This is a genomic window from Frigoribacterium sp. Leaf44, from assembly GCF_001421865.1.
GTDB lineage: Bacteria > Actinomycetota > Actinomycetes > Actinomycetales > Microbacteriaceae > Frigoribacterium.
This window is the reverse complement of record NZ_LMLG01000001.1, coordinates 900,875-917,946: the sequence shown is the minus strand read 5'-3', so window position 1 is coordinate 917,946 and position 17,072 is coordinate 900,875. Positions and strand designations below refer to the sequence as shown.

Below are 17,072 nucleotides of genomic sequence, written 5' to 3'. Positions count from 1 at the left end.
CTACTTCTTGTCTTTCTTCTCGACGTCACCGCTGAGGGCGGCGATGAAGGCCTCTTGGGGCACGTCGACCCGACCGATGGTCTTCATGCGCTTCTTGCCCTCTTTCTGCTTCTCGAGCAGCTTGCGCTTGCGCGAGATGTCACCGCCGTAGCACTTGGCCAGGACGTCCTTGCGCATGGCGCGGATGCTCTCGCGGGCGATGATCCGGGCACCGATGGCGGCCTGGATGGGCACCTCGAACTGCTGCCTCGGGATGAGCTCGCGCAACCGGCCCGTCATGAGGACCCCGTAGGCGTAGGCCTTGTCGCGGTGCACGATCGCGCTGAACGCGTCGACCTGTTCGCCCTGCAGCAGGATGTCGACCTTGACCAGGTCGGCCTCTTGGTCGCCGATGGGTTCGTAGTCGAGGCTGGCGTAGCCCGCCGTCTTCGACTTGAGGCTGTCGAAGAAGTCGAACACGATCTCGCCGAGGGGCATCGCGTAACGGATCTCGACCCTGTCCTCGCCGAGGTACTCCATGCCGAGCAGGGTGCCGCGGCGCTGCTGGCAGAGCTCCATGATGACGCCGACGTAGTCCTTGGGCGCGAGGATGCCCGCCTTGACCATGGGCTCGCTGACGCTGGTGATCTTGCCGCCCGGGAATTCGCTCGGGTTGGTGACCGTGACGGTCTGCTTGTCTTCGGTCGTGACCTCGTAGATGACGCTCGGCGCCGTCGTGATGAGGTCGAGGCCGAACTCACGCTCGAGGCGCTCGGTGACGATCTCGAGGTGCAGCAGGCCGAGGAACCCGCAGCGGAAGCCGAACCCCAGGGCCACGGAGGTCTCGGGTTCGTACACCAGCGCGGCGTCCGACAGCTTGAGCTTGTCGAGGGCCTCGCGCAGGATGGGGTAGTCGCTGCCGTCGATCGGGTAGAGCCCCGAGAAGACCATGGGCAGCGGCTCGGTGTAGCCGCTGAGTGCCTCGGTCGCGGGCTTGGCCGCCGTCGTGACGGTGTCGCCCACCTTCGAGAGGCGGACGTCCTTCACGCCGGTGATGAGATAGCCGACCTCGCCGACCGACAGCCCCTGGCTGGGGACGGGCTCGGGCGACGAGACGCCGATCTCGAGGATGTCGTGCGTCGACTTCGTCGACATCATCTGCACCTTCTCGCGCGGGTGCAGGGTGCCGTCGATCATGCGGATGTACGTGACGACGCCGCGGTAGCTGTCGTAGACCGAGTCGAAGATCATCGCGCGCGGCGGTGCGTCCTTGACGCCGACGGGCGAGGGGATGCGGTCGACCACGCGGTCGAGGAGTTCTTCGACGCCCATGCCGGTCTTGCCGCTGACGCGCAGTACGTCGGCGGGGTCGCCGCCGATCAGGCCGGCCAACTCGGCGGCGTACTTGTCGGGGTCGGCCGCCGGCAGGTCGATCTTGTTGAGCACCGGGATGATCTCGAGGTCGTTCTCGAGTGCCAGGTAGAGGTTCGCCAGGGTCTGGGCCTCGATGCCCTGGGCCGCGTCGACCAGCAGGATCGCGCCCTCGCAGGCGGCCAACGAACGGGAGACCTCGTAGCTGAAGTCGACGTGGCCCGGGGTGTCGATCATGTTGAGCGCGAACGTCTCGCCGTTGCGCTCCCACGGCATGCGGACGGCCTGGCTCTTGATCGTGATGCCGCGCTCGCGCTCGATGTCCATGCGGTCGAGGTACTGGGCACGCATCGCGCGCGACTCGACGACGCCGGTGATGCCGAGCATGCGGTCGGCCAGGGTCGACTTGCCGTGGTCGATGTGCGCGATGATGCAGAAGTTGCGGAGGGACTCGGGCTCGGTCGACGCCGGCTCGAGTGCGCGGGTTGCTTGGGGACTCACACGATCCTCTGGGGGTGGTGGGCGGGGGTACCGCACGATTCTCCCACGCCCGGGCGACGGATCGGGCGTCGAGCCGCGCGGGGCCCGCCCGTCGACGACTCCTGCCCGGTGCCACGGGCGGCACCGCGCCTCCTCGATCTCCGGCTCGCGCCGCGACGGCAGACAGGAGTTGCCGACGCGGGGGCCGGGACTGGAGGCGGGCACGTGGGGAGATGCGGGACGGGCGGGGCGGGCCGGGCGGGCGGGCGGGCCGGGCGGGCGGGCCGGCCGGGCCGCGGGTCAGGCGGTGGTGCCGGGGAGGAGCGCGATGACGCCCGCGCCACCGACGACGGCCAGGCCGACGGCGAGGGCGATCAGCGTGCCCGCGAGCATGACGGCGGACGAGATGATGCCGACGAGCGCCATGGTGCGCCCCTCGGGCTCACGGCGGCGCGACAGGATGCCGAGGACGAGACCGGCGATCGGCACGACGAAGGTGAAGCCGAAGGCGATCGAGGCGAGGCCGAGGACGAGGCTCCAGACGGCGAGGGGCGACCGCACGCCGGTGGTGGGGGCGGAGACGGTGGTGTGTACGGGTTGGTTCGTCATGCTCCGAGCCTAGGAAGACCCTCGCGGCGACCCCAGGGGGCTGACCCCCGGATGTCAGCGGGGGTCGACCGGCGCGGGCAGTTTGCCGAGCCCGCGGGTGATCACCTCGGGCGCGGACGCGAGGCAGACGCGGATCCACCCCTCGCCGCTCCGGCCGAACGCACTGCCCGGTGCGACCGCGACGCGCTCCGACAGCAGGAACCGCTCGGCCCATCCCGCCACGTCGCCCTGCGAGGCGTGGCTCACGTCGATCCAGAGGTAGAAGGCGCCGGTGGGCTCGAGGTAGCGGATGCCCCGCTCGTCGAGCAGCGTCGTGGCGAGGTCGAGGTTGCTCCGGTAGTGCTCCCGGGCATCGGCCACGGGCTGGTGATCCCCCACGACGGCCGCGAGGGCGGCGTGCTGGTCGGGCTCGGCCACACAGCTGATCGCCGCTTCCTGGACCGTGCGCATCGTCTCGGCGAGACCCTTGGGCGTCACGAGGTAGCCGACCCGCACGCCCGTCATGGCGTAGGTCTTGCTCATCGAGAAGACGCTGAACACCCGGTCGTCGGTGTCGAGCGAGGCGAGGCTGACGTGCTTCGGCCCGTAGGTGAAGTACTCGTAGACCTCGTCGCTGATCACCCAGAGGTCGTGCCGGCGGGCGAAGTCGAGCAGACGGCGCAACGTCTCTTCTGGGTAGACGACGCCGAGCGGGTTCGACGGACTGTTGACGACGAGGGCGCGGGTGCGGTCCCCCACGAGGTTCTCGAGCTCGTCGAGGTCGGGGTGGAAGTCGAGGTCCGGTGCCAGCGTGTAGGGCACGGGCACGGCGTCGAGCATGCGGGCGTTCATCGTGAAGGTCGTGTAGCCGGGGTCCGGCACGAGCACCTCGTCACCCGCCGCCAGCAGGAGCCCCATCGTCTGGTGCAGGGCCTGCGTCCCGCCGACGGTGACCCAGACCTGCTCGAGGTCCACGTGCACGTCGTTCTCGCGGGCGAGCTTGGCCACGAGCGCCTCGCGCAGGGCCGGGATGCCCCCGTTCGGCGTGTAGTCCGTGCGGTCGTCGGCCCAGGCGCGACGTGCGGCATCGGCGATGTGGCGGGCCACGGGCACGTCGGGCTCGCCCACCACGAGCATGTCGACGCCGTCCAGCTGGGCCGCCAGCTCGAACACCCGACGGATTCCGGACGCGGGCACGGTGGTCATGTGGGGCGCGAGCTGGGGCATGATGGCACGGTACTACGCACGACACGGCACGCCGTCGGGCCGACGCTCGTTGAGAGTCGGGCCTGCTGCTGGTAACGTTGCCTGTTGGCTTGCGCGTTACGTCTGCAGTGGCGGAACGCGATCGCAGCCGAGAGCCGCTCCGGTGGCCATCACCGGCGGCAGCACCGGGTCCACCGATTCACGTCGGTCGGACGCTCGGCTGGCGCACACCCGTCCGAGACACAGAATCCAGAAAGTAGTTCACGTGGCAAACATCAAGTCGCAGATCAAGCGCATCGGCACCAACAAGAAGGCCCAGGACCGCAACCGCGCCGTCAAGAGCGAGCTCAAGACCGCCGTCCGCGCCACCCGCGAGGCCATCGCCGCCGGCGACAAGGACAAGGCCACCTCGGCTCTGCTCCTCGCGTCGAAGAAGCTCGACAAGGCCGCCAGCAAGGGTGTCATCCACCAGAACCAGGCCGCGAACCGCAAGTCGTCCATCGCGAAGCAGGTCGGCGCCCTCTAGGCTCCCCTCCCCCGAGCCTGCGGGCTCGACGACGAAGGCCCCGTCTCGATCGAGACGGGGCCTTCGTCGTGCCGGACCGATCGTGGGGCCGGCACCGGAAGGTCAGGAGGCGCGAGTCACGACAGCAGCGCACCGCGCGTCGAGATCATGGTCACCATCCGCTCGAGTGCGTACACCGGATCGCGTTCGGCACCTTTGACGGCCGCGTCGGTCTCGGCGAGAAGCTCGATGCACCGGCCCAGCCCGTCCTCGGACCAGCCACGGAGGTCGCGTTGCGCCCGCTCGACCTGCCACGGGGCGAGCCCGAAGCGTGAGGCGAGTTGACCCGAGCCGCCGTAGGAACCCTGCAGCTTGGCCATCGTGCGGATCTTCATCGCGAACGCCGCCACCACGGGCACGGGATCGGCCCCGGTCGACAACGCGTGACGGAGCAACACGAGGGCCTCGCCCTGGTGACCCGCGATGGCCGCGTCGGCCACCTTGAAGGCGTTCGTCTCGACCCGGCCCGAGTAGTACTTCTCGACGGTGGCCTCGGTGATCTCGGCCGCGGCGTCGCTGATCAACTGCTGGCAGGCGCTGGCGAGCTCGGCCAGGTCATCGTTGAAGGCCGTGACGAGCGCCCGCAGCGCCCCCTGCGAGATGCGTCGTCGTTCGGAGGCGAACTCGGCGGCGGCGAACTCGAGCTTCTCGGTGTCTTTCTTGAGCTCGGCGCAGACGACCTCGAGACCGCCGCCCGTGCCGCCCCGGACGGCGTCCAGCAGCTTCTTGCCGCGGACCCCGCCCCCGTGGCGCAGCACCAGGGTCGTGTCGTCGGCGGGCGTGTCGAGGTAGCGCAGCGTCTCGGTGAGGAACGCGTCGGTGCACTTCTCGACGTTCGAGACGCGGATGAGACGGGGCTCGGCGAAGAGCGACGGGCTCGCCAGGGTCACGAGTTCGCCGGGTTGGTAGTGGTCGGCCTCGAGGTCGTGCACCTCGAGGCTGGGGTCTTCTGCGGCGAGCTGGTCGCGCAGCTGGCGCGAGGCCCGATCGGCGAGGAACTGCTCGGGCCCGCTCACCAGCACGACGGCCGCGGGCCGGATTCTGTCCCACCCCACCTGGTCGATCGCGGCCGAGGCCTTCTTCGCCGTCTTGCCACTCGCTCGCGCTGCCATGCTGCCTCTCGGACGTCGTCCCACGGACGCGGGGCCCGCCGCGCCACCTCTGATGCTAGAGGACGCCACCGACGTGCCCGACGTGTCGTCAGGGTCCCGGGGCCCCGCGTGCTCCCGCCAGATCCGCAGGCCGACGTCGCCGCCCCCACGGTCGACGGGCGTGACCGCGGCCTGACCCGCCTCGTCGCTGCGGACCACGACTCCCCCGCCGTGCCGGACCAGGTCGAGCGCGACGTCGGTCGGGTGACCGTACGAGTTGTCGGCCCCCACCCCGATCAGCCCCACCCGGGCCGACACCCGCTCGTAGAGCTCGGCGTGCTGGTCCGCCGACCCGTGGTGCGAGACCTTCACGACGTCGACCCGTCCGAGCCCCTCTTCGCCGTCGGGTGACGAGGCGAGACGGCGTTGGGCGGTCTCACCGAGATCGCCGAGGGCCAGCAGGGAGAGGCATCCGACCCGGCAGGACCCGCCCGGGTCGAGGCGCAACACGAGGCTGGCGTCGTTACCCGCCGGGGTCGAGGAGGGCGGCCAGAGGAGCCGCCACGTGTGGTCACCGAGGCGTCCCCGGGTGCCGACCCGCGCCTCCTGGACCTCGGCACCGCCGTCGCGCAGCGCCGCCACGACCTCGGCGTCGTCCGAGCGCCCCACGGGCCCGACGAGAGCCGTGCCGACCCGACCGACCACGGAGTCGATCGCCCCGACGTGGTCACGGTCGAAGTGGGTGAGCACGAGCAGGTCGACGTGGCGCACGCCGAACGTCGAGAGGCATCGGTCGAGAGCGGCCTCGTCGTCACCCACGTCGATCAGGGCCACGGCCCGCGCGCTCCGGACGAGCACGGCATCTCCCTGTCCCACGTCGCACTGGGCGACGACCCAGTCGTCGGGCACGGAGGCGCGGGTCACCAGGGTGCGCCCGCCCACCACGCCGACGGTCGCCACCAGGACGCTCACCAACAACGTCGTCGCAACGGCTCGCGTGCGGCCCCGGGCCCGGGCGACCACGGCGACGACGACGAGGGCCGTGACGCCGACCAGGGCGGCCACGCCGGGCGCCGAGGCGTCCCACGCGAGTCGTGTGCCCGGCCAGCTCGACGCCGACCGGGCGACGGCCGCGACCCAGGACGACGGCAGCCACGAGGCCCAGGCGACGACCGTGGCCGTCCCGGGGACCCAGGGCGCGAGCACGCAGACGACGAGTCCGCCCACGGTCGCCACCGGAGCCGCCGGGCCGGCGAGCACGTTCGCGACGACGCCGTGCAGGGCGATGCTCGGCTCGAGGGCGAGCAACACGGGCTGGCAGGCGAGCTGCGCGGCCGTGGGCACGGCGAGGGCCGCCGCCACGGGTTCGGGCACGAGGCGCGCCAGCAGGGCGGTCAGCGGCCCGCCGAGCACGACCAGCCCCGACGTCGCGAGGACCGACAGGACGAAGGCGAGGTCGCGGGCCAACCACGGGTCGACGAACAGCAGCCCGGCGACCGCCAGCGCGACGACGGGCACGCCGGCGATAGGTCGGGCGACGGCGAGATGCACGAGGACGAGCACCGCCATGACGGTGGCCCGCACGATGCTCGGCTCGGGCGTGACGAGCACGACGAACGCCGAGAGCACGACGACGGCCGCCCCGAGCCGCAGCAACCGCGGGACCTTCAGCACCGACCCGACGAGCATCACGAGTGCGACGAGAACCGCGCAGTTCGAGCCCGACACGGCCGTGAGGTGGCTGAGCGACGCCTGCGTCATGTCGTAATCGAGGTCGTCGGGCACACCCGACGTGTCGCCGATCGCGAGCCCGGGCAACAGGGCTCCGCCGTCGCCCGGCAAGTCGGCGGCCACGGCGCGGAACGCCGACCGGAGCCCGTTCGACCACGCCGACGCCCGCCCGGGCTCGGAGCGGACGGCGAGCGGCTCGACCGCCCGCCCCTCGAACGCGACCGACTCGCCGTACCTCGCCGGGGCGAGGACCAACCGGGCCGAGACCCGGGTGCCGATCTCGACCGAGCGGCGACCGTCGACTCGCGCCCCGAACACCCGCACCGGCACGCGAGCCCCGAGCGCCACGGTCCCCCCGCCGACGTCGAGCCGATCGACCGACATCGTCAGGACGTCGGCCCGTCCCTCGACCCGGTCGAGCAGGCGCCCCTCGAGGGTGACCGCGTGACCGACCGACGTCGTGAGCCCCGGCGGGTGGCGCCGATCGTCGCGCACCGCCGCCTGGCCCGTCAGCCCCGCGCACGTCCCCGCACTCAGGGCGACCACCAGCAGGACCTGCCCGGCCACGAGCACGCCCGCCCGCGCGACGACCACCAGCCCGACCGCGACGACGCAGACGACGAGGGCGGCCGCGGCCACGACGGGCAAGAGCCCGGGCCGGGTCGAGCCGACCGCGAGCCCGACCCACGCCACGGCCACGGGCACCCCGAGCCGCAGGTCGAGCAAGCGACCGGGCGTCACACCCGCACCCGGTCGCGCAGCTTCTCGAGCGTCTTCGGACCGATGCCCGGCACGCCGAGAAGGTCGTCGACGCTGCGGAAGCGCCCGTTCTCGTCACGCCAGGACAGGATCGCCGCCGCGGTCGCCGGGCCCACCCCGGGCAACGTCTGCAACGCCGCGTCGTCCGCGAGGTTCAGGTCGACCGCACCACCGCCGACCGCCGCCGCTCCCCCGGGCACCGGCCCGCCCGCCGCCGGCCCACCCGCCGTCGCACCACCCCCGCCCACCACGGCGTCGTCCACGGTCTCGCCCACGGCCGGCACCCGGAGCTGCTCGCCGTCGACGAGCACCCTCGCGAGGTTGACGGCCGCCTGGTCGGCCTCGGCCGTGAAGCCGCCGGCCGCGGCGACCACGTCGACCACGCGGGCGCCCTGCGGCAGTTCGTACAGGCCGGGTGCTGCCACCCGGCCGTGGACGTGCACGAAGACGACCGAGGCACCCCCGGGAGGCGCGGTGTCGGACCCCGCCCCGGCCTCGGCCCCGGTGCTCGGCTCGACGGTCACGAGCTCGTCCGCCGCGCCTCCTCGGGTGGCGAACGCCGACACGGCGACGCTCACCGCCAACACGACGAAGAGCAGGACGACGACCGCGCCGAGCCCCACACGCCACCGCGGACCACCCGGCTCGGACGGGTCGACGGCGGTGCGGAAGCTGACGGTCATGACCCGTCACGGTACGAGCGCGCGCCTGCCCGCGCGGACGACGACGGCCGCCCTGGGGAACCAGGACGGCCGTCGACGGGTGGGGACGAGATGCGCCCCCGGGCGGCTACTTCACCGCGATGTTGACCAGGCGCGGCGCCCGCACGATGACGTTGACGATCTGCTTGTCACCGATCGCGCGCTGCACGGCCGCGGACTCGCGGGCCATCGCCTCGAGCTCGTCGGAGCCGATCTTGGGCGACACCTCGAGCCGGTCGCGCACCTTGCCGTTGACCTGGACGACCGCGGTGACGCTCGTCTCGACGAGCAGGGTCGGATCGGCCTTCCGCCAGCCGTACGTGGCGAGAGCACCACCGTCGTAGCCGAGCTTCTCCCACATCTCTGAGGCGGTGTAGGGAGCGAAGAGCGACAGCCCCAGCGCGACGGTCTCGGTCGCCTCGCGGACGGCCGGGTCGGACGCGCCGGGCCCCGAGTCGATCGCCTTGCGGACGGCGTTGGTGAGCTCCATCAGGCGGGCGACGACGACGTTGTACTTGAACGCCTCGCTGAGCCCCGGGGCCTCGGCGAGGAACCGGTGCGTCACGCGGCGCAGGGCCTGGTCGCCGTCGGCCCACACGACGTCGCGCGAGCTGTCGACGTCGCTCGAGAGACGGAACGCCCGGGCCAGGAACTTGGCCGAGCCGGCGGGTGAGACGTCGGCCCAGTCGATGTCGTCCTCGGGCGGACCGGCGAAGGCCATCGTCAGGCGGATGGCGTCGACGCCGTGCTTGTCGATCTCGTCGGAGAGGCTGACGACGTTGCCCTTGCTCTTGCTCATCTTCGCGCCGTCCTGCAGCACCATGCCCTGGTTCAGCAGCGCGCTGAAGGGCTCGGTGAAGTCGACGTGGCCGAGGTCGAAGAGCACCTTGGTGATGAAGCGCGCGTAGAGCAGGTGCAGGATGGCGTGCTCGACGCCTCCGACGTACTGGTCGACCGGGGCCCACTTGCTGGCCTGAGCAGGGTCGAAGGCGCGGTCGGCGTCGGTCGGGTCGAGGAAGCGCAAGAAGTACCACGAGCTGTCGACGAACGTGTCCATCGTGTCGGCGTCGCGGCGCGCCGGTGACCCGTCGCGCGGGTCGGGCACGTTCACCCAGTCCTCGGCGGCACCGAGCGGCGAGCTGCCCTTCGGCTTGAGGTCGAGCCCCTCGGTCGACGGCAGCCGGACCGGCAGCTCGTCGTAGGGCACCGGCACCTCGACGCCGTCGGCGCCGTGCACGATCGGGATGGGCGTGCCCCAGAAACGCTGGCGCGAGATCAGCCAGTCGCGCAGGCGGTACGTCTTGGCCGCCTTGCCGTCGCCGGAGGCCTCGAGCAGCTCGACGACGCGCTTGATGGCGTTCGACTTGCTGAGGCCGGTCAGGGCGCCCGAGTTCATCAGTCGGCCGTCGCCGGTCAGGGCCACGCCGGTCTCGCGGGGGTTCAGGTCGGGCAGGTCGTCGGGCAGGATCGCCTGGCCGTCCTCGTCGAGTTCGAGTTTCGGGATGACACCCGTGACGGGCGCGTTCGTGTCGACCACGACCCGCACCGGCAGGTCGTACTTGCGGGCGAAGTCGAGGTCGCGCTGGTCGTGCGCGGGCACGGCCATGACCGCGCCGTGGCCGTAGTCGGCCAGCACGTAGTCGGCGGCCCAGACCGGCATCGGGTCACCGGTGAGGGGGTTGACCGCGACCCGGCCGAGCGGCACGCCCGTCTTGGGGCGCTCGCTCGACTGACGCTCGATCTCGGTCGCCTTCTGCACGTCGACGAGGTACTCGGCGAAGGTCGCCTTGACGTCGTCGGTCGCGTCGGCCACGAGTTCGGCGGCGAGGTCGGAGTCGGGGGCGACGACCATGAACGTCGCGCCGTACAGGGTGTCGGGACGCGTGGTGAAGACCGTGACCTTCTCGTCACGGCCCTCGATCGTGAAGTGCACGTCGGCACCGATCGAGCGGCCGATCCAGTTGCGCTGCATGTTGAGCACCTTGGTCGGCCAGCGGCCCTCGAGCTGGTTGAGGTCGTCGAGCAGGCGGTCGGCGTAGTCGGTGATCTTGAAGTACCACTGCGTCAGCTTCTTCTTGACCACGACGGCACCCGACCGGTCGCTCGTGCCGTCGGGCAGCACCTGCTCGTTGGCGAGCACGGTCTGGTCGACCGGGTCCCAGTTGACCCAGCTGTCTTTCCGGTAGGCCAGGCCCTTCTTGTACATCTCGAGGAACAGCCACTGGTTCCACTTGTAGTACTCGGGGTCGCTCGTGTGCAGCACCCGGCTCCAGTCGAACGACGGGGCGTAGAGCTTCATGCTCTGCTTCTGCTGGGCGATGTTGGCGTAGGTCCACTCGCGGGGGTCGACGCCGCGCTTGATGGCCGCGTTCTCGGCGGGCAGCCCGAAGCTGTCCCAGCCGATCGGGTGCAGCACGTTGAAGCCCTGCTGGCGCCAGTACCGCGTCACCATGTCGCCGAGCGCGTACTGCTCGGCGTGACCCATGTGCAGGTCGCCCGAGGGGTACGGGAACATGTCGAGGATGTACTTGCGGGGGCGCTTGTCGTCGGGGTCGACGACGAACGGCTGCTCGGCGTCCCACCGGGCCTGCCACTTCTCTTGCAGGCGGGCGACGTCGTACTCGCGTTCGGGCACGCCGTCGTGGGGCGGGGTGGCCGAGGAGGCGTCGGTCGCGGTCGTGTCGTGCTCGTGTGCCACGGGGCTCTCATTCACTGCTGGCAGTCGGTGCGGTGGGTTCGGACCACCCGCGCGAGGGCACGGCGACGTGCGCTGGGCTCGGCGATCCTCGCCAAGGCTACCGAACGGCGCGCGCCGTCACGACATGCGCACCGGGGCCCCGTCGGCGGCACGGACGCCGAGCACGGCGAGCAGGGCCGCCGCCTTGAGCTCGACCTCGTCGCGTTCGTCGACCGGTACCGACGAGATGGTGATGCCACCGCCCACGCCGACGCGCGCACCCGCCGGTCGCGCGGGCCGTCCCGCACCCGCCGCGCGGCCACCGTGCACCACGATCGAGCGGATGGTCATCGCGAGGCTCGCCGAGCCGTCCCGTCCGAGCCAGCCCGTCGCACCCGAGTACACGCCCCGGGGCGCCCCCTCGAGGTCGGCGAGCAGTTCGACGGCCCGACGTTTCGGCGCGCCGGTCATCGACCCGGCCGGGAAGGCCGCCTCGACGACGTCGGCCGCGGTGCGCCCCGCCCCCAGCCGGGCCCTGACCGTGCTGACGAGCTGGTGGACGTGCTCGTACGAGTGCACGGCGAGCAGCTCGGACACCTCGACCGTGCCGAGGCGGGCCACCCGGGCGAGGTCGTTGCGGACCAGGTCGACGATCATGACGTTCTCGGCGCGCTCCTTGTCGCTCTCGACGAGCTCGCGTGCGAGCACCGTGTCGTCGGCGCCCGACCCGCGGCGTCGCGTGCCCTTGATCGGCGACGACGACACCCGGCCGTCGGTCGTCACCTCGACGAACGACTCGGGCGACGCCCCGACGACGGCCACGCCGCCGATGCGCACGAACGAGGCGTGCGGAGCCGGCGAGGACCGACGGAGGCGCGCGAAGGTCTCGAGCGCGTCCACCGGCCCGTCGACGTCGACTGCCGTCGTCAGGCAGAGCTGGTACGCCTCACCGTCCGCGATGGCTCGACGACACCCCTCGATCAGGTCGAGGTACTCGTCGGGTCGGTGCCGCCAGCGGACGGAGGGTGGGGCGGAGCCCACCGAGGAGGCGCGGGTCGACCCGGGCACCGGGGGCACGGGTGGCACGTCGGCCCAGGTCTCGGCGACCGAGAGGGGCCACGGGTCGCCGGCCCGCGCGACGACCTCGACCGAACGTGCGGCATGGTCGAAGACCAGGGCGCGGTCGACGTCGAGCAGGGCGAGGTCGGCGGGGTCTCCGTCGGCGGCGACGGTCGAGGCGGTGGCCGCCGGGCGGTGCACCTCGGTGGCGTCACGGTCCAGCAGTCGGCAGCCGAAGCCGTAGCCGAGCCAGCCGGCCCAGCCGAGCGGGTGGCTGTCGGGCTCGACGTCGGCCAGGTCGTCGCGCACCTCGTGCCAGAGCCGGTCGGCGCCACCGTCGCGGACGTCACCCGTCCGGGCCGGGCCCCACCCGACGACGGACCGGCCCCGGACGGCGTCCACCCCGGCGTCGCGCCAGACGACGTCGCCGGTCGCGGCCAGGTGCCGGACGACGGCCTCGGGGTCGCGCCACGGCAGGAAGGATCGGACGACCGCGGGGCGCATACCCTTGATCCTATGAGTGGAGCCCCGACCCGATGAGTGCCGAGCGGCCGGGAGGCGACGTGCTGCACGTCTGGCAGGGCGACGAACTGACGACGAGCGGGGGCGGAGGGTCGGGCGAGGCCGACCCGCGCCTCCTGGTGGCCGACTCGTGGCTGGTCGACGAGGGCGCGGCGCTCGCGCTCGACGTGCACCGCGACCGGTTCGCCGGCTCGGTCGTCGAGGTGCCCGGGGGGCCCGACGCGGACGAGGTCTCGGCGTTCTGGACGGCGGCCGTGGCGATGCTGCCCCGGACGGGTGCCTGGTTCCCGCGCGCCGAGCTCGTCACGGGCGACGGAACCGACGACGACGGTCAGGCACGGCTGCGGCTGCGCCTGCGGCCTGCTCCCCCGCGCCGCCGCTCGGTCGTCCTCGCGACGGCCGACCGTGACCCCCGCACGCAGCCCACGGTCAAGGGGCCCGACCTCGCAGCCCTCGGATCGCTCGTGGCCGACGCCCGGTCCCGAGGGGCCGACGAGGCGGTGCTGCTCTCGCCCGAGGGGCACGTCGTCGAGGGCGCCTGGAGCTCGATCGTCTGGTGGCGCGGCGACGCCCTGTGCCTGCCGGCGGACGACCTGCCGCGCCTGCCGGGCGTGACGGTCCGCAGCCTGACGACGCTGGCCGCCGTCCTCGGCGTCGACGTGCTGCACGACCACACCCGGCCGGACGAGCTCGACGGATTCGAGGTCTGGAGCCTCGGCGCACTGCACGGCATCCGCATCGTCACCGGCTGGGTCGACGGCCCGGCCCCGGCCGAGGAACCCGGGCGCCTCGCGCTCTGGCGCGGCCGACTCGACCGTCTGCGACGACCGATCGGCGCCTGACCGCCGCCCGACGACCGCAGCCGACGAGGGCGGTCCGACGGCGGCAGTCCGACGACCGCGGCGGCGTCGAGCCGTCAGGCGTCGTCGTCGAGGGCGACGTCGGGTCCGACCTCGACCTCGCTCAGCAGGCCCCCCTCGATGCGCACGCGACGCGTGACCAGCTCGGCAGGCACCTCCACGTGCGAGATCACGACGACCGTCGAGCCGTCGTCCCGGGCGGTGGAGAGGACGTCGCGCACGAGCCGTCGGGCGGTCTCGGGGTCGAGTCCGGCCGTGGGCTCGTCGAGCACGAGCACCGGGAACCCCCGCAGAAGGGCTCGGGCCAGCGAGATGCGCTGGGCCTGGCCACCCGAGACGAGGACTCCCCGTTCACCCACGGGTGCGTCGAGCCCGCCACGCTCGGCCGCCCAGCGCCCCAGACCGACGCGGTCCAGCACCGCGAGCAGGTCGTCGTCTGTGGCCGTGTCGCGGGCGAAGAGCAGGTTCTGACGCAGGGACTCGTCGAAGAGGTAGGGCGTCTGTTCGATCAGGCCGACCGTGGCCCGGACGGCGGCCGGGGCGAGGGTCGCCGTGTCGACTCCCCCGACCTCGTAGCGACCCGTGTGCTCGACGAACCGGGCCAGCACCGAGGCCAGCGTGGTCTTGCCCGCGCCGCTCGGCCCCTCGACCACGAGGCGGTCGCCCACGGCCACCTCGAGGTCGACGCCGCGGAGAGCGGGGCCGGCCGCCCCTGGCCACGTCGCCGAGAGGCCGTGCAGACGCAGGGCGGGTGCCGGGGCCGACACGGCGGAGCCGCCCGCGCGGACAGGCTCCACGGGGCCCGGGGCCGCCCCTCCGACGGCCTCGTCGTCGACGACGCCGGCCGGCACCTCGACCGGCACCGCCGACTCGACGCGGTCACCGCTCGCCCGGACGCGACGCCAGGCCAGCACGGCCGTCGGGACGGCTCCGACGACCTCGAAGACGGCGAGGGGCACGAGGGCGACCAAGGCGAAGGCCGGGCCGGTCAGCCCTCCCGAGGCGACGTCGGGCGCGACGACGGGGATCGTCGCGAGCACGGCGGCACCCGACAGCGCCGAGAGCACGGCGGCGACCACGCCCGCGGTCAGGGCACGACGCGAGGAGGCGCGGCGCAGGTCGTCGTCGAGTCCCGCGACCCGGCCGAGCTGGCGGTCCACCGCCTCGAACGCGACGAGCACGTCGAGGTTCTGGACGAGATCGACGACGGCGGCCGAGAGCGCCCCCCGCCGGTCGGCGAGGGTGCGCTCGCTGCGGCGGGCGAGCCGGTCGGCGGCGACGCAGCCGACGACGAACGCGACGACGAGTGCACCCGCCAGGACGACCGCCGCGGCCGGGGACACGAGGGCGACGCCGACGACCGCGACGACCGAGGTGAGGCCCGACACCACGAGCGGCTGCACGACCCGCAGGGGCAGGTCTTGAAGGGCGTCGACGTCCCCGACGACGCGCGCCAGCAGGTCGCCGCGGTCGGTGCGGCCGAGGCCCGCCGGGGCCACGCGGATCAGGCGCCGGTACAGCTCGGTGCGGACCACCGCCAGCTGACGGAAGGCCGCGTCGTGGCTCGACAACCGTTCGAGGTAGCGGAAGACCGCCCGGGTCAGGGCGAAGGCGCGGACGCCGACCACGGCGAGCGAGAGGTAGAGGATCGGCGGCTGCTCGGCGGCCCGCGTGATCAGGTACGCCGACGCCGCGAGCAACGCCACCGCCGACAGGGCGCTGAGCGACCCGGTGACGATCCCGGGGGCGGCCCGACGCCCGGCGGGCTGGGCGGTGCGGAGCAACGAGCGGGTCACGAGAGGCCTCCGATCGGGACGACGACGTCGGCCGCGTCGCTCACGGCGCGGCGGTGCGTGACGACGACCACGGCGACACCCGTGGCCGCGATGCGGCGGAGGCCTTCGACGACCCGGGCCTCGGTGACGCGGTCGAGGGCCGACGAGGGCTCGTCGACCAGCAGGAGGCGCGCCCCGACCCGGTCGAGCCGGTACAGCGCCCGGGCCACCGACACCCGCTGCGCCTGGCCGCCGGACACCCCCTGGCCGCCGGCCCCGAGCACGAGCGCCGGGTCGAGGCCGGCCGCGCCGGCCAGGTCGAGGGCGCTCACGACGGCCTCGGTGTCGGGCTCACCCGCGTCTCCCAGAGCGACGTTCTCGGCGACGGTGCCGGACGACAGCATCGGCGACTGGCCCGACCAGGCGATCTCTTGGCGGGCGGGGGCACGGCCCGACGAGCGCCAGACCACCCGGCCCCCGCACCGTTCCAGACCCAGCACGACGTCGAGCAGGGTGGACTTCCCGGCCCCGCTCGGACCGACGACCGCGGTGACGCGACCCGTCTCGGCGACGAAGGAGGTCTCGGCCAGCCGCACCGCGCCTCCTCGGCTCACCGAGACCCGGTCGACGACGAGTGCGTCGGCCTCGACGGTGGGCTCGGCCCGATCGTCGACGGTCCTCGACCCGGCGGACCCGGCGGACCCGGTCGGCCCGGTCGGGCCGATCGGCCCGGTCGGCGGGGGCGCGACGTCGCCCGACTCGTCGTCGAGCAGCTCGAAGACGTCCTCCGCCGCCGCGACCCCGTCGGCCGCGGCGTGGTAGTTGGCTCCGACCTGGCGCAGGGGCAGGTAGGCCTCGGGGGTGAGCAGCAGCACGAACAGCCCGGCGGTCAGCCCCATCGATCCCTCGACGAGCCGGATGCCGATCGACACGGCGACGAGCGCGACCGACAACGACGCCGCGAGCTCGAGCACGAAGCCGCTGAGGAACGACACGCGCAGCACCCTGACCGTCTCGACGCGGTAGTCGTCGGTGAGGCGGCCGATCCGCTCGACCTGACGCCGTTCACGACCGAACGCCTTGAGGGTCGACGCCCCGCCCACGGCGTCGGCGAACGACGAGGCGAGGTGCGTCAGGCGGTCCCACTGCCGGTTCTGGGCGGCACGGGTCGTCCACCCGATCAACACCATGAAGACGGGGATCAAGGGCAGCGTCAGCACGACGATGAGGGCCGACAACCAGTCGTGCAGCGCCATGACGACGATCACCAGCGGTGTCGCCAGGGCCGTGAGCACCAGCTGGGGCAGGTAGCGGGCGAAGTACTCGTCGAGAGCGTCGAGGCCCGGGCCGACGAGGGTCGCGACGCGCGCCGAGGAGTGGCGATCGACCCAGGCGCGCCCCCGGTCGGCGACCGCACGGACCACCCGGGACCGCAGCTGGCTCTTGACCTGCGCCGCGGCCCGCGCGGCCGTCACCTCGAGCGCCCACGCCACGAGCGACCGTGCCGCCACCGAGACGCCGAGCCCCAGCAGGGCGGTCGAGAGCCCGGAGGTGCTCCCCTCGACGACCCGGACCACGGCCGTCGTCGTGAACCAGGCCACGGCGACGATCGCGACCGTCTGCGCGAGGCCGAGCACGGCGCCGAGCCCGAGGAACACCCGGGCGGCGGAGGCGTAGCGCAGGAGGCGCGGGTCGAGCGGCTTCACGG

Annotated in this window: 11 protein-coding genes and 1 pseudogene; 2 read left to right on the top strand and 10 right to left on the bottom strand. The window is 72.9% G+C overall.

The annotated features are described in order from the left end of the window. The 3 genes from lepA to ASE87_RS04205 form a co-directional block, all read right to left on the bottom strand. Positions 1-1,851 carry a translation elongation factor 4 gene (gene lepA, locus ASE87_RS04215; protein ID WP_043592550.1) on the bottom strand — a complete coding sequence of 617 codons (1,851 nt, stop codon included), beginning with the start codon at positions 1,849-1,851 and terminating at the stop codon, positions 1-3. Positions 1,852-2,130: 279 nt separating this feature from the next. Then, entirely contained in the window at positions 2,131-2,439 is a 309-nt protein-coding gene (locus ASE87_RS04210) for a DUF4190 domain-containing protein (protein WP_056226173.1), read from the bottom strand. A gap of 54 nt (positions 2,440-2,493) precedes the next feature. Next, a complete protein-coding gene (locus ASE87_RS04205; RefSeq protein WP_043596190.1) occupies positions 2,494-3,645 on the bottom strand; it encodes a pyridoxal phosphate-dependent aminotransferase in 1,152 nt (383 codons plus the stop codon). A gap of 244 nt (positions 3,646-3,889) precedes the next feature. Here ASE87_RS04205 and rpsT point away from each other — a divergent pair, with 244 nt between their 5' ends. Further along, positions 3,890-4,150, top strand: coding sequence for a 30S ribosomal protein S20 (rpsT, locus tag ASE87_RS04200; protein ID WP_043596189.1), 261 nt, complete (start codon positions 3,890-3,892; stop codon positions 4,148-4,150). Between the two features lie 116 nt (positions 4,151-4,266). Here rpsT and holA read toward each other — a convergent pair whose 3' ends face one another. The 5 genes and pseudogenes from holA to ASE87_RS04180 form a co-directional block, all read right to left on the bottom strand. Beyond that, complete coding sequence (gene holA / locus ASE87_RS16615; protein ID WP_056226856.1) at positions 4,267-5,301, bottom strand: DNA polymerase III subunit delta; 1,035 nt, start codon at positions 5,299-5,301, stop codon at positions 4,267-4,269. A gap of 660 nt (positions 5,302-5,961) precedes the next feature. Next, positions 5,962-7,395, bottom strand: a pseudogene (locus ASE87_RS16825) (ComEC/Rec2 family competence protein); the annotation flags it as partial. Positions 7,396-7,748: 353 nt separating this feature from the next. Beyond that, positions 7,749-8,453: a ComEA family DNA-binding protein gene (locus ASE87_RS04190; protein ID WP_056226170.1), complete on the bottom strand. Its 705-nt coding sequence runs from the start codon at positions 8,451-8,453 to the stop codon at positions 7,749-7,751. Positions 8,454-8,559: 106 nt separating this feature from the next. Then, positions 8,560-11,106 (bottom strand): leucine--tRNA ligase, encoded by a 2,547-nt coding sequence (gene leuS / locus ASE87_RS04185; RefSeq protein WP_235472219.1) that lies wholly within the window; start codon positions 11,104-11,106, stop codon positions 8,560-8,562. 180 nt (positions 11,107-11,286) lie between these two features. Then, the gene (locus ASE87_RS04180) at positions 11,287-12,711 is read right to left on the bottom strand and encodes an anthranilate synthase component I family protein (RefSeq protein ID WP_056226165.1); all 1,425 of its coding nucleotides are present in this window, start codon (positions 12,709-12,711) and stop codon (positions 11,287-11,289) included. Between the two features lie 32 nt (positions 12,712-12,743). On the opposite strand from ASE87_RS04180, the gene ASE87_RS04175 reads away from it, so the two are divergent. Continuing rightward, positions 12,744-13,571, top strand: coding sequence for an aminotransferase class IV (locus ASE87_RS04175; protein ID WP_056226162.1), 828 nt, complete (start codon positions 12,744-12,746; stop codon positions 13,569-13,571). Between the two features lie 74 nt (positions 13,572-13,645). Here ASE87_RS04175 and cydC read toward each other — a convergent pair whose 3' ends face one another. Beyond that, the gene (gene cydC / locus ASE87_RS04170) at positions 13,646-15,385 is read right to left on the bottom strand and encodes a thiol reductant ABC exporter subunit CydC (protein WP_056226159.1); all 1,740 of its coding nucleotides are present in this window, start codon (positions 15,383-15,385) and stop codon (positions 13,646-13,648) included. Continuing rightward, complete coding sequence (gene cydD / locus ASE87_RS04165) at positions 15,382-17,070, bottom strand: thiol reductant ABC exporter subunit CydD (protein ID WP_056226156.1); 1,689 nt, start codon at positions 17,068-17,070, stop codon at positions 15,382-15,384. Before cydD ends, cydC begins: the two co-directional genes overlap by 4 nt. Between the last annotated feature and the right edge of the window lie 2 nt (positions 17,071-17,072).

What these genes read in the sequence shown, in the direction of transcription:
- ASE87_RS04210 (WP_056226173.1), bottom strand. Translation starts at nt 2,439, where the DNA reads ATGACGAACCAACCCGTACACACCACCGTCTCCGCCCCCACCACCGGC.
- ASE87_RS04205 (WP_043596190.1), bottom strand. Translation starts at nt 3,645, where the DNA reads ATGCCCCAGCTCGCGCCCCACATGACCACCGTGCCCGCGTCCGGAATC.
- holA (WP_056226856.1), bottom strand. Translation starts at nt 5,301, where the DNA reads ATGGCAGCGCGAGCGAGTGGCAAGACGGCGAAGAAGGCCTCGGCCGCG.
- ASE87_RS04190 (WP_056226170.1), bottom strand. Translation starts at nt 8,453, where the DNA reads ATGACCGTCAGCTTCCGCACCGCCGTCGACCCGTCCGAGCCGGGTGGT.
- ASE87_RS04180 (WP_056226165.1), bottom strand. Translation starts at nt 12,711, where the DNA reads ATGCGCCCCGCGGTCGTCCGATCCTTCCTGCCGTGGCGCGACCCCGAG.
- ASE87_RS04175 (WP_056226162.1), top strand. Translation starts at nt 12,744, where the DNA reads ATGAGTGCCGAGCGGCCGGGAGGCGACGTGCTGCACGTCTGGCAGGGC.